This is a genomic window from Nostoc sp. DedQUE07, from assembly GCF_034530975.2.
GTDB lineage: Bacteria > Cyanobacteriota > Cyanobacteriia > Cyanobacteriales > Nostocaceae > Nostoc.
The window spans coordinates 196,901-218,494 of the sequence record NZ_JAVRCC020000004.1 but is presented as its reverse complement, the minus strand read 5'-3'; the positions used below and the strand labels follow the sequence as shown (position 1 = coordinate 218,494).

Below are 21,594 nucleotides of genomic sequence, written 5' to 3'. Positions count from 1 at the left end.
TTTCCGCAAGCAAAAGAAGCTTTGACTTTCTCAAAAGAAGCTTTTGCTTAGTCATTTTGGTGTTTTCCGCAAGCAAACGAAGCTTTGACTTTCTCAAAATGCCATTTGACTTACTCAAACCCCAGTTTGCTTTTTGATTTTGGTGTTTTTTGCAAATAAAATGCCATTTCGCTTTTTTAAAATGGTTGATTTATTAGAGGATGTCTGAGGAGTATTAAATATTTGTCGATCTCCCCTAACCACTCTTAAAAAAGCTAGGGTTGTATGCACAAGTTAAATTACCCCCCTTAATCCCCCCTTGCAAAGGGGGGAAACAAGAGATCCAGTTCTCTCCGTTTTAGAAGGCGGGAAACAAGAAATCCAGTTCTCTCCGTTTTAGAAGGCGGGAAACAAGAGATCCAGTTCCCTCCCCTTTACAAGGGGAGGGTTAGGGTGGGGTAATTCGACTTAACCCTAATAGAATTAACCAAAATGTTGAATAATTGCCTCAGCAAATTCAGAACATTTTAAGGGTTCAACTGGCGGTTCTAGCAACCGGGCTAAATCGTAAGTCACTTGACTACTTGCGATCGCATCGCTTAAACCTTTCTTAATTAGGTCTGCGGCTTCTTGCCAACCCAAAAATTCCAGCATCATCACACCAGACAAAATCACTGAACCAGGATTAATCCGATCTAAGCCGGCGTGTTTGGGTGCAGTGCCGTGGGTAGCTTCAAATATGGCACTAGAATCACCAATATTTGCCCCTGGCCCCATTCCCAATCCCCCAACAATCGCAGCAGCCGCATCAGACAAATAATCGCCGTTTAAGTTCATCGTCGCCAAAATCGAATACTCATCTGGTCTGGTTTGGATTTGTTGGAAAATACTGTCAGCAATCCGGTCATTCACCAAAACTTTCTCTTTCCATTTGCCATCGCCGTGAGTTGCCCAAATTGAGTTAAGAACAGTTTCAACTTCCTTGACAATTTGCGCTTTCTTCTCTTCAGTGAGACTATCAAACCCAGGATCGATCTCGCGGGCGTTTTCTTCCAAGGAAATATTCGGATTTTTCTCCTTGTTACTCAAAATCCAAGATTCTCGTTCGGTAACAGTTTCTTGGCGAAATTCGCTGGTTGCTAGTTCATAACCCCAATCGCGGAAAGCGCCTTCGGTGTACTTCATAATGTTGCCCTTATGCACCAAAGTCACTTGTTGCTTGTGTTTGGGCAATAGCAAAGCGTGTTTGATGGCACGTCTGACTAGACGCTGGGAACCAGTTTTGCTGATAGGTTTGATGCCAATTCCAGAATCAAGAGGAATGCGTTTTTTTCCGTGTTCTGGGGTGGCGGGGATCAGTTCTTCATTGAGAATTTTAATTAAGCGATCGCCGATTTCGCTACCTTGTCGCCACTCAATGCCTAAATAAATATCTTCCGTATTCTCCCGATAAACAATTACATCCAGCTTTTCAGGGTTTTTGTGGGGTGAGGGTGTACCTGCATAGTAACGACAAGGACGCACGCAGGCATACAAGTCAAAAATTTGTCGCAGCGCTACATTTAAAGAACGAATTCCCCCCCCAACGGGAGTAGTCAAAGGCCCTTTAATAGCTACACCATATTCTTCAATTGCCGTCAAAGTGTCTTGAGGCAAATACTGATAAGTCCCGTATAAATCGCAAGCTTCGTCGCCAGCGTAAACTTTGAACCAGCTAATTTGACGTTGACCCTTATATGCTTTGGCTACCGCCGCATCTAACACTTTTTGGGTAGCAGGCCAGATGTCTATACCTGTGCCGTCGCCACGAATAAAAGGGATAATTGGATTGTCCGGTACAATTGGTTCACCATTTTTGAACGTGATTTTTGCTCCGGTTGCGGGGGGGGTAATCTTTTCGTACATCGTTCACACACTCCTAATCGATACGCTGCTATTCAAAAAACCTTATGTGGCAGGCTTGTATATTTTGCTATGTCTTTTGTTCGCCAAGCCATAAGGCACAGATTTTCCCCCTATTCCCCTTGTACATTATTTGGGGATTAAGTGTGGGATTCAGTGAAGCGATCGCAATTTTGTACGATCAAAAATAGTAAACTACTTTTCGCTATCAGTACTTCACTTTAAAGAATGCCCGATAGCTTACCGCTCTTTCACTGACCGTTAACACAAGAATGGCATGACAGACCCAATGATTTTATCAGGCCCTGCAAATGACATCGACTCCCTCCGACAACCGTTAATCGCTGGGTCTGAAAAAGTCCAACAGCAGATAATCCCACAATTAGCTGAGTTGGGTAATGAGGGATTAGACGTGTTGATGGAATTTTTACTGAAACGGCGTGAGAACCCAGCGACTTGGATTGATGGCAAAGCTTACCAAGTCCTTTACAGTTCTGATGCACCTCAAGCCAAAGAATTTTTGCGCTCCTGTTTTCCTGAAGGAATTGTACCTCTAAAATCAGAGTGCGGGATTAACTACAATTCTTTGCAACAGCTACTAGCTACTCAAGACTTCCAAGCAGCCGATCGCCTCACCATCGAAAAAATGTGCGAACTATCAGGGCCAACGGCTGTACAACGAAAATGGTTGTACTTTACCGAGGTAGAAAATATCTCGGCTGTTGACTTGCAAACCATTAACAACCTCTGGTTAGTCCACTCCGAAGGTAAATTTGGTTTTTCAGTGCAGCGAGAAATTTGGTTAAGTTTGGGTAAAAACTGGGAGAATTTCTGGCCAAAAATTGGCTGGAAAGCAGGTAATAACTGGACGCGATACCCTAACGAGTTTACCTGGGATTTGAGTGCGCCTAAAGGTCACTTACCCCTTTCTAATCAGCTTCGGGGAGTAAGAGTCTTTGCTTCTTTACTCTCTCACCCAGCTTGGTCGAAGAATTCAGAAAAATGATTTTGAGCCTACGTACAAATAGATTATGATTAATCCCACGAACCGAGAATTCTACGTCATCATTGAACGGGATGAAGATGGCTACTATGTTGGAGAAGTTCCTCAGCTAAAAGCCTGTTACAGCCAGGGAGAAACAATTGATGAGTTGATGGTTAATATGAAAGAAGTAATTGAACTTTGTTTAGAAACAACAAGTGATGAAAAAATACCAGAATTTATAGGTATTCAAAAGGTAGTAATTTAATGCCAAAACTACCAGTTTTAACAGGCAAAACAGTTATTAACGCCCTTGAGAAAATAGGATTTCAGGCGGTGCGTCAAAAAGGCTCTCATGTACAAATGCAACATGAAGATGGGCGGTTAGTAACTATTCCTGTTCATCCTGGTAAAACAATAGGTAAAGGATTATTACGCAAAATACTACGCGATGTTGAACTTACAAGGGAAGAGTTTATAGGTTTGCTGGAATAATAGACTTGGGAAGTTTTCCACTAATCCCAAATCCACAATCTCAAATTAGATAATGGCAAACGTTCGTCTAGAAGATATTAAGCGTAGATTCAATAATGTCACCGCGATCGAGGACATTACCTTTGAAATTCCTGATGGTGAATTTTGGGTTTTAGTTGGGCCATCGGGTTGTGGTAAATCTACAATTTTGCGAACGATCGCCGGTTTAGAAACCGCTACATCTGGCAAACTCTTTATTGGCGATCGCTTGGTAAATAATATTCCAGCCAGACAACGGGATGTGGCGATGGTGTTCCAAAACTACGCTCTCTATCCTCACATGAGTGTGGCCCAAAACATCGCCTTTGGCTTGCAAATGCGGAAAGTTGACCGAAAAATTATTCAAGAACGAGTGATGAATGTGGCGCGATCGCTTTCTCTGGATCATTTGCTAGATCGTAAACCCAAACAACTTTCTGGGGGACAACAACAAAGGGTAGCATTAGGGAGAGCGATCGCTCGCGAACCCCAAGTCTTTTTACTTGATGAACCTTTATCTAATTTAGATGCCCAATTGCGCGATGATACCAGGGCAGAATTAAAACAACTACATCAAGAATTAGGGATTACAACTATTTACGTCACTCACGATCAAGTTGAAGCCATGACTTTGGCTGATAAAATTGTCGTGCTAAATCGCGGACGAATTCAACAAATTGGCGATCCCCAAACGATTTATGCAAATCCTGCTAATCAGATGGTGGCAAATTTTTTAGGCAGTCCGCCAATGAATATTTTGCCTGCAATCTATCAAAATAATGGTTTTGATGTGAGCGGACAGTTATTAGCAATCCCAGCAGTTGTGAAAGGAAAATTACAGTCGCGTCAAGGACACAGTTTTGATTTGGGAATTCGTCCAGAGCATATAAAAATAAACACTGATACTGACTCAGAACACAGTACTCAAAACTTAGGATTATTATCGGTTGAAGTTAAAGTTGTGGAACCTTTGGGAAGAGAAACTTTGATTCGTGCTGGTTTACCCGGTTCGGCGGTGATGCTGAATATTCAAGTAGGCTCTGATGTGCGTCTTCGTCCAGGCGATCGCCTTTCTCTACAACTTGATTTAAATCACTTGTTTGTATTTGATCCCAAAACTGGGGACAGAATACTATAAGCGCTTCGGAGTGTAAAATATAATTGTTTTGTGCGCGATCGCTGTGACGGAGTGTAGGGGCAATCGCTGTAATTCGTGGCGAGGGATAGGTTAGCGATCGCATCCAGAATCATCATCACACCGCCGTTACTGCGTCGTGCGATCGCGGTCATTTGTTAACCCAATAGCGAAAATTTGCTGTATCTCTTGCTGAGTAAGAACCTTGGCTGGCCCATGCCGATTGACTTTCACCTTTGGCCGCTACACCCCGTTAACTGTTAATTTTCAGGTTACAGCAGTGTGAAGTGTTTATATCCATAATCAGGATGAAATAATGATTCAATCACTACAAAAACTATTTACATTTGATGAATATTTAGAGTTTTTAGAAACACAACCGGAAAACATTCGTTATGAATTACACGATGGAGATATTATTCAAATGCCGCCACCATCAGGCAAACACGAGCAAATAGTAGCATTGTTAACAATGATGTTAGGGTATGAGTGTCTTCGTCTTAAACTTAATTACGGTATACCTAAAACCGCAACAGTGAAGCCAGAAAATAAAATGTCAGGGTACTATCCTGATGTTTTATTAATGAATTTTTCTAACTTGGGTAATGAACCATTATGGGAGAAACAATCTATCCTTAGTAAACCAGCTTCAATTCCATTAGTGATTGAAGTGGTCAGTACTAACTGGAGAGATGATTATCATAAAAAGTTTGCTGACTATGAAGAAATGGGTATTCAAGAATATTGGATTGTGGATTATGCTGCTTTGGGTAGCAAGGAATTGATAGGCGACCCCAAACAACCAACAATCACAATTTACTCTTTAAGTGATGAGGGTGAATATCGTGGTAAACAGTTTAGAGGAGACGACCGTATAAAGTCTCCAACATTTCCAGATTTAAATCTAACTGTTGAACAAATTTTTTCAGTACGTTATTGATAAACAGGTATTTCCCGACATTTCACCAAAAATACAAAACACCAAACAACTAAGAATTAATAAAATGACAACTAAAAATGTTGATAAATACGCCGATGTTGCTCCTAAATATAAGGAGGAACTTAAACCTATTACTAAAGAAAATAGTCAAATACATATAATTGTCACCCTGCTCACGAAAGGAGCAACGCTCGATGAATTTGATAATGAGAAAAGGAATATCGGAACCGGATGGGAAGGATCGCGAGCATTCTTCGGTAAATACATAAAACGTGTATGGGGATACGGTACTAAGCGTACTGTTGACCCATCTGATCCTACTAACATAGATAAGTATGTGTTTCATTTACACTTACCCCCAGGACTCGATCAGCCTATATTTGATTTTAAGCGAGGAAAAAAATAAGAAGAAAGTATAATGTGGGTGAAATGCCTGACGACCTCGATTAACTACCCAATACCCCACAATTCCCTTAACACCCCGTAGCGTCTCTTGTGACGATAGAGTTTGTTTTTTGGTGGTTGGGTGCGAACCTATGATTAGTTGCAAAAAGATAGTTTAAGTAAAAATACATAACGTTTTGAATGTTAGTACTTAATATTACAAGTCTTGTAAATAGTTTCTTAAACTGCCATAAATAATCACAATTAACAATTTTTTGTAGCCAGAATCTAAGAAAATAAAAACTGCAATAGAGACTTCATGGATTAGCTGCAAAAACTTATATGACTATTAATCGACGCCATTTCTTGTTTTTACTGACATCAGGTGCCGGTGCTTTTGCATTAGATGCTTGTGCATTGGCAGAGAAATCTCCTGAGAGAAACACTGCAATTTCTGAAACAACACCAAACACAACAGCAAATACAACACTAAATAAAGCAGGTGCTATCCAACTACCGCCTTTACCTTACGCCTACGAAGCACTGGAACCGCACATCGATGCCAAAACGATGCAATTTCACCACGATAAACATCACGCAACTTATGTGAAAAACCTGAATGCAGCTTTAGAAAAACATCCAGAACTCAAAGGTAAAACTGTTGAAGAACTGTTGCAAAAACTTGACAGTGTACCACAAGATATTCGCAAAACAGTACGTAATAATGGCGGCGGTCATGTGAACCACTCAATGTTCTGGCAAATTATGAAGCCAAAAGGTGGGGGAGAACCAACTGGAAATATAGCCTCCGCAATTAATCAAAATTTTGGCTCTTTTGCAGCTTTCAAAAAACAGTTTAATGAAGCTGGTGCTGGCCGTTTTGGTAGTGGTTGGGTTTGGTTAGTACGTAACAAGGGTGGCAAGTTGGAAGTGACAACTACAGCTAACCAAGATACTCCCTTAAGTGCAGGTAAATATCCCATCTTGGGTAATGATGTATGGGAACATGCATATTATCTCAATTACCAGAATCGCCGCGCTGATTATTTAGATGCTTGGTGGAACGTGGTTAATTGGGATGAGATTAACAAGCGGTTTGCAGCAGCAAGTAAATTTGCCTAAAACCAGACAACAATTTAGAGTCACAGGCGCTTAAAAATTGGCGACAGAATGTTCTTTCTGTTGCCAGTTTTTTGATGCGATCATCTAATCATTATTCATCTTTTGAAAATGATTTTCTTTAATAATTAGTTTTCTTCAATTATTGCAGGTATTTTTTTTATTTTTTGAGATTTAATATAGCTTGATTTTACGTTAAAAATAAGAATATATCTCAACAAATCTTGTAATTAATCTTACTTGTATAGTGCTATATTTATGTTGAAAAAAATTATATAAGAATTGCAATTTCGGATTTAATCATCACAATACATGAAATTTAGAATCTTTCTTTAAATGTCGAATTTAAATTTGATTATAAGGAGGATGTTCTCATGAAGATTGGTTGCAAATTATTAACGGTTGCTTTAAGTGTTCCATTGCTTCTTGGAATTGTAAATTTTAAAGCACAAGCTGAAGTTACTAGACAATGGGGTGTAGGTGGCGATATTCCCGTTCCTGGCGATTATGATAATGATGGTAGAACTGATTATGCAGTCTGGCGACCGAGTAATGGCACTTGGTATGTCATTAATAGTTCTACAGGTGTAGCAGTTACTAGACAATGGGGCGTTGGTGGCGATATTCCCGTTCCCGGCGATTATGATAGCGATCGCAAAACTGATTATGCAGTCTGGCGACCGAGTAATGGCACTTGGTATGTGATTAACAGTTCTACAGGTGTAGCAGTTACTAGACAATGGGGTGTTGGTGGTGATGTTCCTGCACCTGGGAGATACGATAATGATGGTAAAACTGATTTTGCAGTCTGGCGACCGAGTAATGGAACTTGGTATGTGATTAACAGTTCTACAGGTGTAGCAGTTACTAGACAATGGGGCGTTGGTGGCGATATTCCTGTTCCCGGCGATTATGACAGCGATAGTAAAACTGATTTTGCAGTCTGGCGACCGAGTAATGGCACTTGGTATGTGATTAACAGTTCTACAGGTGCAGCAATTACTAGACAATGGGGCGTCGGTAGTGATGTTCCCGCCCCTGGCAAATACGATAATGATGGTAAAACTGATTTTGCAGTCTGGCGACCAAGTGATGGTACTTGGTATGTAATTAACAGTTCTACAGGTCTAGCAATTACTAGACAATGGGGCGTTGGTGGTGATATTCCTGCCCCTGGCAATTATGATTTCTCTATTAGGAATGACTTCGCAGTTTGGCGACCGAGTAATGGCACTTGGTATATTTTTGGGAATTAGGCTCTTTTTCTCGCACTCTTACTCAAAGAGGTTTTTGAGTAGGTACACCTACAGCACGAGGAAAATTAGCTGGAGTGGTAGCTACCTTACGCAAATACACACAGTGGCGGATGCTGTGGCTTAACGGTGTTGTAAATTGTTCGATTGATTCAATTACACCACCCAACTGCTTCACAGCATTCTTTAAAGCAGCTGTTTCATCCTCTGTCCAATTACCGCGATAAATTATAGCTAAACCTCCCTGTTTGAGCAGTGGTAGGGTATATTCTACACAGACAGAGGCTGCTCCTACAGCACGGATCAATGCAATATCATAAGCTAGTCGATGTTGGCGGTGCTGACCGATTTCTTCAGCCCTACCAACAAGAGTTTTGGCATTGGTAAGGGCAAGTTCAGTTAATATATTGTCGAGAAAAGTAATTTTTTTCCGAGTGGAATCGAGAAGAGTAATTGGGCAATTAGGTACAGTAATTGCTACGGGAACACCTGGAAAACCTGCACCTGTACCAATATCGACGATCGTAGGGGAAGCAGGAGAGAAATTTGCTGATAAAAGAGGTGCAATTCCTCGCAGAGAATCCCAGAGATGTTTTTCCCAAAACTCTTGAGGTTCAACGATCCGAGTTAAATTTTGTTGGCGATTACCTTCTAGAATTAACTCATAAAGCTTTTGAAATTGCGCTTGTTGTTGAAGAGTTGGTTGCCAATTGAGAGTTTTCTGCCAGATTTCTGCCATCTCAGGCAATAGGTTTGTCATTTGTCATTTGTCATTTGTCATTTGGTATGAGACATGGGACATAGTTTTTTTCTTTGTCCCCTTGTCCCCCTGCTTTTTTCTCACACCGTTGGTAGAGGTTCTTTAACTTTGGATTCTAGTGTCTTTGGGTCTACTGATTCTAGTTCGCCGTGGTTGAGTGTCCAGCAACGGTCTGCGATCGCTAACAGATCCCCAGCATCGTGTGTCACAATTAACAACGTCCAATCTTGTTTCAGTTTCGCTAATAAATTTATCAATTGCCGACGCATTGACCAATCTAAACCAGCTGTGGGTTCATCTAATAACAGTAAATTTGGCTGGCGAATTAATTGGACTGCCAAAGCTAAACGTCGTTGCTGACCACCACTCAAAGCATAAGGGGCAGCAGAAAGCGATAAATGCTCTAATCCCACTTCACTCAGCGCCTGTCTGACTCTTTCTGACCCTAACTCAGGATGTCCTAAACGCAATTCTTCTAAAATCGAACCACCGCAAAAGTGCCGCTCTGGAAACTGAAATACTAACCCGGCTAATTGTTGTAACTGTTCGGCTATAAGTTCTTGTTCCCGCCAGAAGAGAGCGCCAGTAGTGGGTTCGGCTAGTCCAGACAAAATTTCTAGTAAGGTACTTTTACCGGAACCACTCGGGCCAATAATCAAACCTAGCTGCTGGGGTGCTAATTCTAAATTGATCGATTTGAGAATCGCTGTTGGGCACGCTGTGGGATGATAATTTACATTTCGGAGATAAAGCATTTGTTAAGATTACCAAAAAGTCAGCAAATTACTAATTAGCTACACTGAAAGTGTCTGGAAAATTCTAGAAAAAAATTTACAGCGTATTACCTGGATTAACACCTTAATTTAGCAGCAAGAATTATCCACTTTTTCTCCATTGTGGCAGACTAAGCCTGAAATAATGGCTAGAGCAAGCCTGCAAACATGGAAAGATTACCAATATATAAGAAAATTTTGGTTGAAGCAAAGGCAAGTTGAAATTAACCATTTTTGCATTCTAAGTAACACATACAACTATTTCAACCGCAATTATTCTGAGGGTTAAAATGACTAAAAGGTTTTCTTTGCCTCAATTAGTAGTGTCTGCTCAACTCATTACCTTTGCTCAGACTGCTTTTGCAGCTGCTTTCGCACTTAATGTCTGGGTAAATCCCTCTCTGGCTGGCGATCCCTTTCGCAATAGCGAACCTCATCAAATTGGCGACCAAACAGAAGCCGCTTTTAAAGCGATTTTCCAACAGGGCAATTATCCAGCAGCACAGCGTTATCTGGAACAAGCACTATCCAAAGAACCAAATGAACCTCTAGCTTATGCCATGAGCGCATCTTTAGCATACGGAAATAAGGATTGGGCTAGACTAGATACTTACAGCCAAAAAACTCTAGAAACTGGACAAAAACTGATTGCTAGCGATCCATTGCGTGGTAATTTATACACTGCTGTTGGTCATTTTTTAGAAGGTGCAGTAGTTATCACCCGTGAAGGTACTGTCAATGGTGTACCCCAAGCTTTTAGTCGGCTGCGGCAAGTTTTTGAATATTTAGACAAAGCCGAAGCAATTTCTGCCAACGATCCAGAACTGAATTTAATCAAGGGTTATATGGATTTATTATTGGCGGTTAATTTGCCTTTTGCTAGCCCAGATCAGGCAATTGGACGCTTAGAAAAAAATGCTGCTCCTGAGTATTTAGTGGATCGGGGTATTGCTCTTGCTTACCGGGATTTAAAACGGTATCCACAGGCGCTAGAGTATGTCAACCGGGCGATCAAAACGACATCTGATAATCCAGAAATTTATTATCTTAAAGCCCAAATACTGAAGCGACTGGGGCAAAGAGAAAAAAGTCAGCAGATGATCCAGGAAGCGATCGCTAATTTTGACAAAGCATTGACTAAAAAATCCCAACTCCCAGGCGATTTAGTCAAACAAATTGAGCGCGAACGCAATAGTGCTGTTAGCCTTAAGAATCCTGGATAATTGGGCATTGGACATTGGGCATTGGGCATTGGGCATTGGCGATTAAGTTTTATTCTCTATTCCCTATGTCCCATGCCCCATTCCCTACTTTGATATGCTTATTTGCAGACAAGTAATTGAGATATTAAACCAAAATGGAGATTCAGTTCCGCGAAATTAATCCTTTTGATGTGTGGATTTGGCTAAAATTCAGCACAAATCCTTCTGCGCGTGAAAAGCAGTATGTAGAAGAAGTCTTCAATTCCTGGTTTTATCTGGGTAAATTGGGTGCATTTAATGCAGAGAATCTTCAGGTGCAGGACACTGGACTCGATATCAGCTACATGAATTATGATGAACAAGGGTATGATAAAAGCCTACTAGCACTGATGCACAACATCGGTGAGTTTGAATATGAGGGTCAGTGGGGGCGTTGTTGGTTTGACTTAGGAACCAGTGATGCGATCGCATTGGATATTTTAATCAACGCTCTCACCCAGCTAAGTCAGGAATATGTCACCATTGAAGAATTGTACATCGGTGGTGAAAATCCAGATTGGCCTATTGAGGATAGCGAAAGTCGTCCTCAGTCTATTTATGATAATTAGTTACAAAAATGAATAAAGCAGGTGAAATTCGGGTAATAGCCTTGGGGTTAATTCGGAATGGCGATGGCTCCGCCAACGCCAAGGGCGAACGCATTTTTGTTTCTGAAGGCTACGATCCCGTAAAACAAGAAACATTTTATCGTGCTTTAGGCGGTGGTGTGGATTTTGGTGAAACCAGCCACGCCGCCTTAAAACGGGAATTTCAAGAGGAAATTCAGGCAGAATTAACGAATATTAAATATTTAGGTTGTATAGAGAACCTGTTTACATTTAATGGTAGGCAAGGTCATGAAATTATTCAGCTTTATCAATGTGACTTTGTTGATTCCAAATTTTATCAACTGGAAAGTTTAATTTTTTCAGAATCGCCACATCATAAACATAGAGCATTATGGATAGATATCTCTCGCTTGAAATCTGGAGAATTCAGATTAGTGCCTGAAGTATTTTTTGAATATTTATAAATCATCTGGAAATTTACCAAAGAAGGGAATAGGGAACTTTTAGCGGGAAACAGTTCCTTGTTCCCTATTCCCGCAAGGGAGTAAGAAGCCCCGACGAATATCAGTCGTTTTTTTAAGGCGGGGTTTAAATCCCCACCTCAGTCATACTATAAATTATCCCTGCTTGCATGTTGGGTTTGTTAAAGTGCGATCGCTTGGGGTGGGAGCAAAGCGCGATCGCTCTCAATATCGTAGAGTTTTAGTAGCAAGTATTGGATTTCCTAAGCTATGGCGAGGGCGATCGCTATTCACGATAAAATTTTGCATCGTAAACTCGTGTTTGTACCACTACTGGTGCAGTAACTCCGTAACCAAAGATTAGAGCTTGTTGGCTAGAATCTACCTTGGACATCATATAACGTAGGCTTTGATTGCTAGCAACATCGGTAAACATAGCATCAATCTCTTCAGCATTAAGAAAACCAGTAATACGAGTACCAAGCTCAGACATAATTTCTTTATCAATCCTTGAGGGATATCGCTCTACTACAAATAAAGTGATGTAGAACTTCCACGATTGTCGAAGAAGAGTGCTAAAGATATTGTGGTGAACTGTGTTGGAGTTTAGCAAATGATGGGCATCTTCAACGGTTATCACTAGCCGACGAGGTGTATCGCTCTGAGCTTTTGTCTGCAAAAACTTTTTAGTTTTCTTGATATAGTGAATGTGAATGCGCCTACAAATCATATTTGCCATCAACATATAACAGAGCATATCCAACTGGGGACTAAACTCCACCACAACATTCTTACCTGCTTCCAATGAACGTAAAAGTTGATGGATGTAATTATGCGGTAGAACATCTCTCATATTTTTCAGATTATCCAGTCGCAGCAATTTGCGCTGCAATGCCATAATCGAATTTCTGTCTCCCCGCTTTTTATCACAAAAAATCTGGATTTCATCATTAGTCATATTGAATAACTGAGTAATCCACTTCTTGCCAAATTCCGTATACAATATGTTGGCGTTATCCAGGCTATCTTCAGATATTCCTAACTCTCGACTGACTAACTTTATATCTTCAACTTCAATTTGGTCATAACTAAGATAGAGTTCTTGTACTTCACGCACGCCTGAGCGAAATATAGAGTCAGGATCAGTAACGTAAATTTCCACTGCACTAGGAAACATCTGACTCAAACCTTTAACTGTACTAAATTGTTGATCCTGCAGTGCAGCTTCCCTTCCGTACTCTGAGTGGAGATCGAAAATTAAATTCACAGCTGCTTGTTGATGAATAAGATCCGATAGCATTAATTTAGTCAGGAAGGTTTTACCTGTTCCTGAGTTTCCAAATACCCCAACATTTGTTTGTAAAAGGCGATCAAAATCTAAATAGATAATACTATTTGTACCAATGTGCGTTCCTATTGCAAAGCTACGCCGATCAATATTGTCTGCTTTGCTAAAAACAGGCTGAGAATCATAATAGCTATCATTAACTTGTTTAAATTTAAGCTTATTTTTATACTCCGAGTTTTTCGATTTATCGTTTTTTCTGTATTCCCATTCCCTATCAAACTCCTTCATGTTTATTTGCGGATCTTTATTCCAAAGTCTTAAAGCAAAGTGCCAGTAATCTTTTCCTCTTTTATGGAAGCGTTTGTCTTCAAAAATATTCAAGTCTTTAAGACGGTTGATAGCTTCGTAAAAGTGACCTTGTTGATTAAAGTGAGCTAGTTCTACAAGAAATCTTCTCTGAGTTTCAACAATTAACTTAGGTCTATCAGTATCCTCATGCTCCCACCTATATAACAGATGGAGGTCATTGCGGTAATCAAAGACGTAACCTAGCAATTCTTTTAACAAGCCTCTTACGCGCTGTTGAACATCAGAACTCCAGCTAACTTTTGGCATAGGTCAACTATAATAACTTTCCAAAAAAGTTTGGGAATGTCCCAAATGAAAATACGTTCCTAAATGCTCTATGTCTATATTCTAAAAGACTTTAATCCTTTAGCTAGCATCTTGTTCCATTGGGAAGTTCCCAAACTCTAACCTCATACTATTGATACTGAGGTGAAATGAATGACACTAGAAGCTCAATTCTTGAATCCCACAGAGATAGGAAGAGAATTAGAAAAAATTACAGGTAATAAAATAAGTGGGATGCAGGTCAACAGACTACTGCAAGCAATACAATTACAATGTAAAGTTGCTAATGTATGGGAACCCACCATATTAGGCCAAAGATTAAGCGTAATTCTGCCCTACACAGGCAAAAACAACCATTCTGGCTTTCAATTGAAATGGAGTACTGATGTAATTGAGCTACTTAAGAGACATCTAGAACCAGATATCTTTTAGCTGTTAACGTGTGTAGTAGTAAAATTGCTAGTCTCCTCTGATTTCGACCAAGGCTTCACCTGTTCGCAAAAACTTTAGTGCTTCTGGCAAAGTAGCACTCAAAATCTCTTGCAACCGAGCATTTGATGTGTTTCCACAAGTTAACCAGATAATTTGTGGTGGCGATCCAAGACGCTCAACCAAGTCAACAAAGTCACTATCCTTAGTTATAAAAATAACTCCTCTAGCTTTGGCTACTTCAAAAATTTCAAGGTCTTCAGCATTTCTCAGACCAACATCACGTAAAGAGAAGGCTGTTATCCCAAAAGTGCTAGCGATCCAACTTGCGATCGCAGGTCACAGGTGTGTGTCTACCCAGATGGTCATGCTACTAACACTGGATGATTAAGCTTACGTGAAGCGTATAGAAGTGCTGCTTTGAGATCATCAGCCTCAAGATCGGGCATTTCTTCCAAGATTTGTTCGGCACTAAGTCCAGATGCAAACAAGTCCAGTACGTCTGACACCCGAATTCTCATGCCCCGAATACATGGATGACCACCACATTGTTTGGGATTAACTGTGATTCTTCTAAGTAAGTCTGACATAGGTTTTCATTTGATGAATAATCTTTTTCTACTTATCAAACAATAGCCGCCTCTAGAATCGCCCCTTGCATTCTTCCAAAAGCATCAATCAAATTTTGCAATTGTTGATCGGCTTTAAAAACTCCTAACCCGCGTACTGTCACTTTACCTGGAGAATACACAAAGCGCGTCTTGAGATTGTCTGGTAAATTCGCCGCTAACAAATTCCAAGCAGGTTCTTCCATTGGCGTTTCTAAAACGACGTGCTGCTTGTTTTCTGGTTTAATCCGGCTAAATCCGAGCTTTTTCGCTAGTTGTTTGAGTTCCATAACTCGCAAAAGTTGATTTGCCGACACTGGTAAACTACCATAGCGATCGCTCCACTCGGCTGCAATCTGCTTTAATTCTGATTTAGATTTAGCTGTCGCTACCGCCCGATATGCACTCATCTTTTGATCCAAATCGGTGATATAATCTGCCGGAATAAATGCTGTCAAGTTGAGGTCAATCTGGGTATCCTCCACTTTCGGAATTTCTTGTCCTCGGATTTCCCGAATTGCTTCTTCTAGCATTTCCATGTATAAATCAAAACCGATGGCATCCATTTGACCGGATTGTTCTGCACCTAGCAAGTTACCCACGCCTCTAATTTCCATATCGCGCATCGCTAGTTGATATCCAGAACCTAGCTGAGTAAATTCTTGAATCGCTCGTAATCGTTGCCGTGCCGCATCAGATAATGCCCGTTGCTTCGGATAAAATAACCAAGCATGAGCTTGTATCCCTGCACGTCCCACACGACCGCGTAATTGATACAGTTGTGCCAATCCAAAGCGGTGAGCATCTTCAATCAAAATCGTGTTGACTCGCGGAATATCTAAGCCAGATTCAATAATTGTCGTACAAACAAGGATGTCTGCATCGCCATTGCTGAAAGTGAGCATGGTTGATTCTAACTCGCTTTCATCCATTTGACCGTGAGCGATCGCAAACCTAGCCCCCGGTATTACTTCTCGTAAATTGGCTGTTGTCTCTTCAATCCCATCTACTCGTGGAACTACATAAAATACTTGTCCACCTCTGTCTAATTCTTGACGAATTGCAGTGCGGATACTTTCGGAATTTATCGGTGATAGATGTGTTTTAATCGGGCGTCTGGTTGGGGGTGGCGTGGTAATCAAACTCATTTCCCGAATTCCTGACAAGGACATATACAAAGTTCGGGGAATGGGAGTGGCGGAGAGGGTAAGCACATCAACTTGAGTTTTCAAGCTTTTAATTTTCTCTTTTTGGTTGACCCCAAATCGCTGTTCCTCATCTACTACCAAAAGTCCTAAATCTCGGAATGTCACGCCTTTACCTAAAAGTTGGTGCGTACCAACTACTACATCTAATTCACCTGTTGCCAATCGCTTTTGAATATCACGGCGTTCTTCGGCGGAACGGAAACGGTTGAGCAAACCGACATTCACAGGGTAGGGTGCAAAACGTTCTTTGAGTGTATGGTAATGCTGCTGTGTTAAAATAGTCGTTGGCGCAAGGAGTGCCACTTGTTTACCGGCGGTGACTGCTTTGAAAATAGCACGAATCGCCACTTCCGTCTTTCCGAAACCGACATCGCCACAAACTAAGCGATCCATTGGGCGATCGCTTTCCATATCGCGTTTTACATCTTGTACAGCTTTAAGTTGATCCGTCGTGGGTTGGTAGGGGAAAGAATCTTCCAATTCTTCCTGCCAAGGCATATCACTTGGAAAGCTAAAACCTTGTTGTTGCGATCGCGCTGCATACAGTTTCAACAAGTCCACCGCCAATTTTTTGATCGCTTTGCGGACTTTATTCTTGGTATTTTCCCAAGCTTTACCAGTCATCCGGTTGAGTTCCGGTGCTTTATCACCTCCGGCGCGGAACCGGGATAAAGCACCTACTTGATCGGCTGCGACTCTGAGTAAGCCATCAGCATACTGCACCACCAAATAATCACGAGTTTCGTTATTAATCGTCAAACTTTCCAGCTTGACAAATTTACCAACACCATGATTTCTGTGAACTACATAATCGCCTGGACGCAGCTTATTGGGATCGACTTGCTTAGATGTCGCTTTGTGACGCTTGCGGATATAGCCGGGAGTCGCCAAAGAATGCTGCCCAAAAAATTCCCGATCTGTGACAATTACTAATCGGTACGTAGGCAGAATAAAACCTTCTAGTTCCGCAAGCCCAGAATATTTTAAAGCTATGGGAGTATGGTTAATTTGCAGCTTATCAATCGCTTGGTAGTCGCGGGGATTGGGGATAAACTGAGCCGGACAATCATGTTCTTGTAACAGCGAGACAGAACGCGAAGGTTGAGCAGAAAGCAGCCAGATCGAGAAATTGCGATCGCGTTCTTGGCGGATGGTTTCAGCTAGTTTAGCAAACTGGTGTGGCGTGACTGGAACAGGACGGCTGGCAAGATTGATCCCATCATTTTCCTCTGACAATTCCGATAAATATAATGTTTTAAATCTGGCAACATCAACTAGACACTCATCAAACGAACGGTGAATTTTCGGCAATGTTAGAGGAGTAGATTCTTCCCCATACGCCATTCCCCATTGTTCCTGGGCATTTTCTACCCAGCGATCGCTATGAGCATGACACTGTTCTGGCTCATCAATGGCAATCAGGGTATTTTCTGCTAAGTAGTTTAGCAGAGATACTGGTTGCTCAAACGCTAACCCCAAAAAGCGACGGCTACCCTCCAACATTGATGAATTCGCAGTGCTAAGTTCTGAGTCAGAATTTAACTCAGCACTCAGCACTCCAAACTCAGCACTATTTTTCAGTGCAGCCATCACGATAGGAGTAAAGCTAGTGGGTGTAAGAATTAACTGGTCAACTTTGTCGAGGGCGGAACGTTGGGTTGCTGGGTCAAATTCCCGCATTTGCTCGATTTCATCACCAAACCATTCCAACCTGACTGGAAATTCCGAGGAAACCGGGAACACATCAACAATATCGCCCCGCCGACTCCATTGCCCCTCCATTTCCACCAAAGGAACTCTTTCATACCCCAAAATAGTTATTTTTTCACTGAAGCTATTCAGGTCTAATTCCATCCCTTTTTTTAGGGTAAGACAGAATTGCCCAAAAGCTTCTGGTGGTGGTAAATGAGGTTGCAACGCCCCTTGAGTAGCCACAATCGCTAAATTTGTCCTTTGTCCTACCCTGCGGGAAGCCGCTGGCGCGTCTATGTCCCTTGTCATTTGTTCTTGGTTTGTTTCTAATGACAACTGACTAATGACTAATGACTCTTGATTTTTGAGTAAATCTGCTAAAACCTGCATTTGCCCCCAACTCATTTCAGTTTCCGGGTCAAAAGGTTCGTAGGGAGAAGCCTCGGAGGTGGGGTAAAAATGTACTGTTTGCCATCCCATTGCCTCCAGTTGTGCGTAAACGCGTCCAGCTTCTTCTAGGGTGGCGCAAACCACAAACAAATCTTTACCCTGAGACTGCGCTAATGCCGAAGCCACTAGAGTCTTGGGCAGCCTGGGAATGCCATTTAACCGCAATTCTTGTTGTCGATTCAGCTTAGAAATAAATTCAGTGGTGAGCGGCGATCGGCCTAAGGCACGCACAATAGAAGAAAATGACATAAGTACTACTAGCGATGGGAGTCTTTGTGGATCAGCAAATCTTGAGGCAGTTTATGTCAACTATTTTAAAAGTGTTAACAGCTTTCTTATTCTTTAGGTGGAAGAATAATGCACAGTGACTAATAAATTTAAGAACTATAACTACTACTTTGTGTATAGTCAAAGTATTTATCGAAGCACCTTTAATACTAGATACTAAGGATTGAGCTACGTTTGCTCTGATAAGCGGCAATTTTAAACATGTCCTCCATCACTTTTGAAATTTTAATCATTTTGGTGCTAATTATTGCCAATGGCGTGTTTTCTATGTCTGAGATGGCGATTGTCTCGGCACGGAAAGTAAGGTTACAACAGCTTGCCAATCAAGGAGATGTCAAGGCAATGGCAGCATTGAAATTAGCGGAGTCTCCAAATCATTTCCTGTCAACTGTTCAAGTGGGTATTTCCCTGATCGGTATCCTAACTGGTGCTTTTGGAGGAGCAACAATTGCCAATCGGCTGGCAGTCTATGTGCGACTTGTACCTTTGTTAGCACCTTATAGCGAACCGATATCTTTTGGAATAGTGGTTTTAATCATTACTTATTTGTCACTGATTGTTGGTGAATTAGTACCAAAGCGTCTGGCATTAAACAACCCAGAAAGAATTGCATCGACTGTAGCTATTCCAATGCGTGCCTTATCGGCGATCGCTTCGCCAATGGTATATCTATTAAGTGCTTCTACAGATTTGATCCTGCGAGTGCTAGGAATTACAGCTTCTACTGAGCCGCAAGTCACCGAAGAAGAAATTAAAATCTTAATCGAGCAAGGCACAGAGGCGGGAACCTTTGAGGAAGCTGAACAGGATATGGTAGAGCGAGTCTTTCGTTTAGGCGATCGCCCTGTTAGTTACTTAATGACACCTCGTCCTGATATTGTTTGGCTAGACTTAGACGACTCTGCCGAAGAAAATCGCCTAAAAATGGTTGATAGTGCTTATTCTCGGTATCCAGTTTGTCAGGGAGGACTCGACAATGTGCTGGGTGTTATCCCTGTCACCGACTTATTAGCCAGGAGTTTCCGAGGGGAACCACTAGACTTAACCATCGGATTGCGACAGCCTGTATTTGTGCCAGAAAGCACCCGTGGCTTGAAAGTTTTGGAATTGTTCAAGCAAACTATCACTCACATGGCGCTGGTAGTGGATGAATACGGCGTAATTCAAGGATTAGTCACTCTCAACGACATCATGAGTGAAATCGTAGGTGACGTTCCTTCAACGGATGGGCAGGATCAACCACAAGCTGTACAACGCGAAGATGGTTCGTGGCTTTTGGATGGGATGTTGCCTGTAGAGGAGTTTTTGGAACTTTTTGGGATGGAAGAGTGGGAATCTGAGGAACGCGGTAGTTATCAAACATTAGGCGGTTTTGTGATTACCCATTTAGGTCGTATTCCTGCCGCAGCAGATCATTTTGAATGGCAAAGTATGCGAATTGAAGTAATGGATATGGATGGTAATCGCGTTGATAAGGTGCTAGTCGTACCGAAGGCAGTTAAATCAGCAGATACGAAAAAATCTGATTAGGATTGGGCATTGGGCATTGGGCATTGGGCATTGATAATTATCGTTTACTATTTACCATACGCCATAACCCATGCCCGATTTACGCGATTTATCAAGTGCGAGATAAACGTTTGACCTCTTCACCCGCCAACATCTGATGAGCTTGTTTCAGGAGTTGGGGGATTTTATCGGCGTAGGGATTACGGGTAAGAGATTTCCCTAAATCTAATTCATCTAGCCGATCGGCTTTGTTGCCGGGGAACCAGTGACCGCCATTGCCAAGCAGGTTATAGCGCATTTTAGCGTAGTCTACTAAATCGTAGGCGATCGCTAAATTCCGCAGCCACAAAATCACCCGAATATTTACCTCACCAGGGGTTTCGTCAAAGGTTGGTAGATTTGTTTCCCAGGATTTTACCCAATCTTCTCCCAAAGTTGCGATCGCTTCTTCTTCCAATCTTGCTAAAAGTGGCGGCAAAATTTCTGATGCTCGATCTAATAATTCTAAAGTCTTCAGATGTTCATCAAAATCTTGTGGTTTTGCTGCTCCCAAGCTCAGGGTATGTACCTCTTGATGGCTCAAACAAAACAAATCATTAAACACCATTGGACTCAACGGGGCACAAAGATTTACTAATTTTTGTGGAGGCTCATACAACAAACCTCCTTTATTAGATGGGCTAATAATAAATACCCCCATATCGTGGCGTTTAGCTGCTTCGATTGCCGCCCAATTCCATTGATTAATGTAGTACCAGTGCAGGTTTACGTAATCAAATTGATTGGTATTAATTGTCTGCACAATCATATCTGTCGAGCCATGTGTGGAAAAGCCAATAAATCTAACTTTTCCCTCTGCTCGCAACTGCTGTGCTACTTCCAAACAGCCGCCAGGACGGATGCTTTCATCTAACGACTCAGGATGATTAATGCCGTGCAACCCTAAAAGGTCAACATAATCTAGCTGAAGATTTTTCAAGGATTGTTCAAATGTCTCCCGAAATTCTTTCGCATCTGCCTTTGGATTGATTTTTGTCTGAACAATCAACTTTTCGCGGGGAAACTTGGGCAATATTCTCCCCAATTGCATTTCAGAAGTGCCATAACCACGGGCAGTTTCAATATGATTAATCCCAACCTCGACTGCCCTTCTAATAGTCGCTTCTAAGTTTGCCTGGTTATCAGCAGGAATTTCATGATTGGGAACATCCTCCCATTTGAACTGATATCTCATGCCACCGCAGGAAAACACTGGCATCTGTAATTCTGTGCGCCCAAATCTTCTATATAGCATCAGTGGATTGTGGATTGCTTGCCAACTTAAAATCTAACAACGATCGTCATTCCAGCTATTAGTGCCACAATCATTCCCTCTGTTCAATCTGTGACACTAGCAATATTCATCGCATTCTTAAATCGGTCAGGTCTTTTGGTTATTGGATTTTTACCAATATTCCAGTTCCACAGAATAATTATCT

At 41.5% G+C, this 21,594-nt stretch carries 22 protein-coding genes; 13 read left to right on the top strand and 9 right to left on the bottom strand.

Annotated features, from left to right (window positions below; translation table 11 throughout):
* Positions 1-462 precede the first annotated feature (462 nt).
* Positions 463-1,884, bottom strand: coding sequence for an NADP-dependent isocitrate dehydrogenase (locus RMZ95_RS05170; RefSeq protein ID WP_322685390.1), 1,422 nt, complete (start codon positions 1,882-1,884; stop codon positions 463-465).
* Between the two features lie 274 nt (positions 1,885-2,158).
* Between RMZ95_RS05170 and RMZ95_RS05165 the strand changes: the two genes are divergently transcribed.
* Genes RMZ95_RS05165 through RMZ95_RS05150 form a run of 4 tightly spaced genes read left to right on the top strand, consistent with a single transcriptional unit; the run spans position 2,159 to position 4,514 of the window.
* Positions 2,159-2,887, top strand: a complete 729-nt coding sequence (locus RMZ95_RS05165; RefSeq protein WP_322685391.1) for a GUN4 domain-containing protein — start codon at positions 2,159-2,161, stop codon at positions 2,885-2,887.
* Between the two features lie 25 nt (positions 2,888-2,912).
* On the top strand, positions 2,913-3,131 hold the full coding sequence (locus RMZ95_RS05160; protein WP_322685392.1) for a type II toxin-antitoxin system HicB family antitoxin: 219 nt from the start codon (positions 2,913-2,915) through the stop codon (positions 3,129-3,131).
* Positions 3,131-3,358, top strand: a complete 228-nt coding sequence (locus tag RMZ95_RS05155) for a type II toxin-antitoxin system HicA family toxin (protein ID WP_322685393.1) — start codon at positions 3,131-3,133, stop codon at positions 3,356-3,358. The genes RMZ95_RS05160 and RMZ95_RS05155 overlap by 1 nt, the downstream gene beginning before the upstream one ends.
* A 52-nt stretch (positions 3,359-3,410) precedes the next feature.
* A complete protein-coding gene (locus RMZ95_RS05150; RefSeq protein ID WP_322685394.1) occupies positions 3,411-4,514 on the top strand; it encodes an ABC transporter ATP-binding protein in 1,104 nt (367 codons plus the stop codon).
* On the opposite strand, the gene RMZ95_RS05145 is transcribed toward RMZ95_RS05150, so the two are convergent.
* Positions 4,469-4,666 (bottom strand): hypothetical protein, encoded by a 198-nt coding sequence (locus RMZ95_RS05145; RefSeq protein ID WP_322685395.1) that lies wholly within the window; start codon positions 4,664-4,666, stop codon positions 4,469-4,471. The genes RMZ95_RS05150 and RMZ95_RS05145 overlap by 46 nt on opposite strands.
* Before the next feature lie 161 nt (positions 4,667-4,827).
* Here RMZ95_RS05145 and RMZ95_RS05140 point away from each other — a divergent pair, with 161 nt between their 5' ends.
* The 4 genes from RMZ95_RS05140 (at position 4,828) to RMZ95_RS05125 (ending at position 8,210) form a co-directional block, all read left to right on the top strand.
* Positions 4,828-5,451, top strand: coding sequence for a Uma2 family endonuclease (locus tag RMZ95_RS05140; RefSeq protein WP_322685396.1), 624 nt, complete (start codon positions 4,828-4,830; stop codon positions 5,449-5,451).
* A 64-nt stretch (positions 5,452-5,515) separates the two neighbouring features.
* Positions 5,516-5,857: a hypothetical protein gene (locus RMZ95_RS05135; RefSeq protein WP_322685397.1), complete on the top strand. Its 342-nt coding sequence runs from the start codon at positions 5,516-5,518 to the stop codon at positions 5,855-5,857.
* 320 nt (positions 5,858-6,177) lie between these two features.
* Positions 6,178-6,957 (top strand): superoxide dismutase, encoded by a 780-nt coding sequence (locus tag RMZ95_RS05130; protein ID WP_322685398.1) that lies wholly within the window; start codon positions 6,178-6,180, stop codon positions 6,955-6,957.
* 371 nt (positions 6,958-7,328) lie between these two features.
* A complete protein-coding gene (locus RMZ95_RS05125) occupies positions 7,329-8,210 on the top strand; it encodes an FG-GAP-like repeat-containing protein (protein WP_409882151.1) in 882 nt (293 codons plus the stop codon).
* Between the two features lie 22 nt (positions 8,211-8,232).
* Here the strand turns inward: RMZ95_RS05125 and rsmG are convergent, their stop codons facing one another.
* Complete coding sequence (gene rsmG, locus RMZ95_RS05120; protein ID WP_322685400.1) at positions 8,233-8,967, bottom strand: 16S rRNA (guanine(527)-N(7))-methyltransferase RsmG; 735 nt, start codon at positions 8,965-8,967, stop codon at positions 8,233-8,235.
* A gap of 80 nt (positions 8,968-9,047) precedes the next feature.
* Positions 9,048-9,722, bottom strand: a complete 675-nt coding sequence (locus RMZ95_RS05115; RefSeq protein WP_322685401.1) for an energy-coupling factor ABC transporter ATP-binding protein — start codon at positions 9,720-9,722, stop codon at positions 9,048-9,050.
* A 308-nt stretch (positions 9,723-10,030) separates the two neighbouring features.
* Here RMZ95_RS05115 and RMZ95_RS05110 point away from each other — a divergent pair, with 308 nt between their 5' ends.
* The 3 genes from RMZ95_RS05110 to RMZ95_RS05100 all read left to right on the top strand — a co-directional run bounded on the left by RMZ95_RS05110 (position 10,031) and on the right by RMZ95_RS05100 (position 12,014).
* Positions 10,031-10,963, top strand: coding sequence for a Sll0314/Alr1548 family TPR repeat-containing protein (locus tag RMZ95_RS05110; RefSeq protein ID WP_322685402.1), 933 nt, complete (start codon positions 10,031-10,033; stop codon positions 10,961-10,963).
* 134 nt (positions 10,964-11,097) lie between these two features.
* Entirely contained in the window at positions 11,098-11,550 is a 453-nt protein-coding gene (locus RMZ95_RS05105) for a DUF3531 family protein (RefSeq protein ID WP_322673316.1), read from the top strand.
* Positions 11,551-11,558: 8 nt separating this feature from the next.
* Positions 11,559-12,014, top strand: a complete 456-nt coding sequence (locus RMZ95_RS05100; RefSeq protein WP_322685403.1) for an NUDIX hydrolase — start codon at positions 11,559-11,561, stop codon at positions 12,012-12,014.
* A gap of 283 nt (positions 12,015-12,297) precedes the next feature.
* On the opposite strand, the gene RMZ95_RS05095 is transcribed toward RMZ95_RS05100, so the two are convergent.
* Positions 12,298-13,914 carry a helicase HerA domain-containing protein gene (locus tag RMZ95_RS05095; protein WP_322685404.1) on the bottom strand — a complete coding sequence of 539 codons (1,617 nt, stop codon included), beginning with the start codon at positions 13,912-13,914 and terminating at the stop codon, positions 12,298-12,300.
* Positions 13,915-14,085: 171 nt separating this feature from the next.
* Here RMZ95_RS05095 and RMZ95_RS05090 point away from each other — a divergent pair, with 171 nt between their 5' ends.
* Complete coding sequence (locus tag RMZ95_RS05090) at positions 14,086-14,364, top strand: hypothetical protein (RefSeq protein ID WP_322685405.1); 279 nt, start codon at positions 14,086-14,088, stop codon at positions 14,362-14,364.
* 27 nt (positions 14,365-14,391) lie between these two features.
* Here RMZ95_RS05090 and RMZ95_RS05085 read toward each other — a convergent pair whose 3' ends face one another.
* From RMZ95_RS05085 to mfd, 3 genes are all read right to left on the bottom strand, one after another.
* On the bottom strand, positions 14,392-14,664 hold the full coding sequence (locus RMZ95_RS05085) for a DUF5615 family PIN-like protein (RefSeq protein WP_409882159.1): 273 nt from the start codon (positions 14,662-14,664) through the stop codon (positions 14,392-14,394).
* A 62-nt stretch (positions 14,665-14,726) separates the two neighbouring features.
* Positions 14,727-14,951, bottom strand: coding sequence for a DUF433 domain-containing protein (locus RMZ95_RS05080; RefSeq protein ID WP_322685406.1), 225 nt, complete (start codon positions 14,949-14,951; stop codon positions 14,727-14,729).
* Positions 14,952-14,986: 35 nt separating this feature from the next.
* Complete coding sequence (gene mfd, locus RMZ95_RS05075; protein WP_322685407.1) at positions 14,987-18,568, bottom strand: transcription-repair coupling factor; 3,582 nt, start codon at positions 18,566-18,568, stop codon at positions 14,987-14,989.
* A gap of 240 nt (positions 18,569-18,808) precedes the next feature.
* On the opposite strand from mfd, the gene RMZ95_RS05070 reads away from it, so the two are divergent.
* Positions 18,809-20,137: a hemolysin family protein gene (locus RMZ95_RS05070; protein WP_322671717.1), complete on the top strand. Its 1,329-nt coding sequence runs from the start codon at positions 18,809-18,811 to the stop codon at positions 20,135-20,137.
* Positions 20,138-20,228: 91 nt separating this feature from the next.
* Here RMZ95_RS05070 and RMZ95_RS05065 read toward each other — a convergent pair whose 3' ends face one another.
* Positions 20,229-21,410, bottom strand: a complete 1,182-nt coding sequence (locus RMZ95_RS05065; protein ID WP_322685408.1) for an aldo/keto reductase — start codon at positions 21,408-21,410, stop codon at positions 20,229-20,231.
* Positions 21,411-21,594: the final 184 nt, after the last annotated feature.

Coding starts and splice junctions, on each gene's coding strand:
- RMZ95_RS05145 (WP_322685395.1), bottom strand. CDS start 4,666: ATGACCGCGATCGCACGACGCAGTAACGGCGGTGTGATGATGATTCTG.
- rsmG (WP_322685400.1), bottom strand. CDS start 8,967: ATGACAAACCTATTGCCTGAGATGGCAGAAATCTGGCAGAAAACTCTC.
- RMZ95_RS05065 (WP_322685408.1), bottom strand. CDS start 21,410: ATGCTATATAGAAGATTTGGGCGCACAGAATTACAGATGCCAGTGTTT.
- RMZ95_RS05160 (WP_322685392.1), top strand. CDS start 2,913: ATGATTAATCCCACGAACCGAGAATTCTACGTCATCATTGAACGGGAT.
- RMZ95_RS05080 (WP_322685406.1), bottom strand. CDS start 14,951: ATGTCAGACTTACTTAGAAGAATCACAGTTAATCCCAAACAATGTGGT.
- RMZ95_RS05110 (WP_322685402.1), top strand. CDS start 10,031: ATGACTAAAAGGTTTTCTTTGCCTCAATTAGTAGTGTCTGCTCAACTC.
- RMZ95_RS05135 (WP_322685397.1), top strand. CDS start 5,516: ATGACAACTAAAAATGTTGATAAATACGCCGATGTTGCTCCTAAATAT.
- RMZ95_RS05130 (WP_322685398.1), top strand. CDS start 6,178: ATGACTATTAATCGACGCCATTTCTTGTTTTTACTGACATCAGGTGCC.
- RMZ95_RS05150 (WP_322685394.1), top strand. CDS start 3,411: ATGGCAAACGTTCGTCTAGAAGATATTAAGCGTAGATTCAATAATGTC.
- RMZ95_RS05090 (WP_322685405.1), top strand. CDS start 14,086: ATGACACTAGAAGCTCAATTCTTGAATCCCACAGAGATAGGAAGAGAA.
- RMZ95_RS05155 (WP_322685393.1), top strand. CDS start 3,131: ATGCCAAAACTACCAGTTTTAACAGGCAAAACAGTTATTAACGCCCTT.
- mfd (WP_322685407.1), bottom strand. CDS start 18,568: ATGTCATTTTCTTCTATTGTGCGTGCCTTAGGCCGATCGCCGCTCACC.
- RMZ95_RS05095 (WP_322685404.1), bottom strand. CDS start 13,914: ATGCCAAAAGTTAGCTGGAGTTCTGATGTTCAACAGCGCGTAAGAGGC.
- RMZ95_RS05100 (WP_322685403.1), top strand. CDS start 11,559: ATGAATAAAGCAGGTGAAATTCGGGTAATAGCCTTGGGGTTAATTCGG.
- RMZ95_RS05140 (WP_322685396.1), top strand. CDS start 4,828: ATGATTCAATCACTACAAAAACTATTTACATTTGATGAATATTTAGAG.
- RMZ95_RS05125 (WP_409882151.1), top strand. CDS start 7,329: ATGAAGATTGGTTGCAAATTATTAACGGTTGCTTTAAGTGTTCCATTG.
- RMZ95_RS05165 (WP_322685391.1), top strand. CDS start 2,159: ATGACAGACCCAATGATTTTATCAGGCCCTGCAAATGACATCGACTCC.
- RMZ95_RS05070 (WP_322671717.1), top strand. CDS start 18,809: ATGTCCTCCATCACTTTTGAAATTTTAATCATTTTGGTGCTAATTATT.
- RMZ95_RS05170 (WP_322685390.1), bottom strand. CDS start 1,884: ATGTACGAAAAGATTACCCCCCCCGCAACCGGAGCAAAAATCACGTTC.
- RMZ95_RS05105 (WP_322673316.1), top strand. CDS start 11,098: ATGGAGATTCAGTTCCGCGAAATTAATCCTTTTGATGTGTGGATTTGG.
- RMZ95_RS05115 (WP_322685401.1), bottom strand. CDS start 9,722: ATGCTTTATCTCCGAAATGTAAATTATCATCCCACAGCGTGCCCAACA.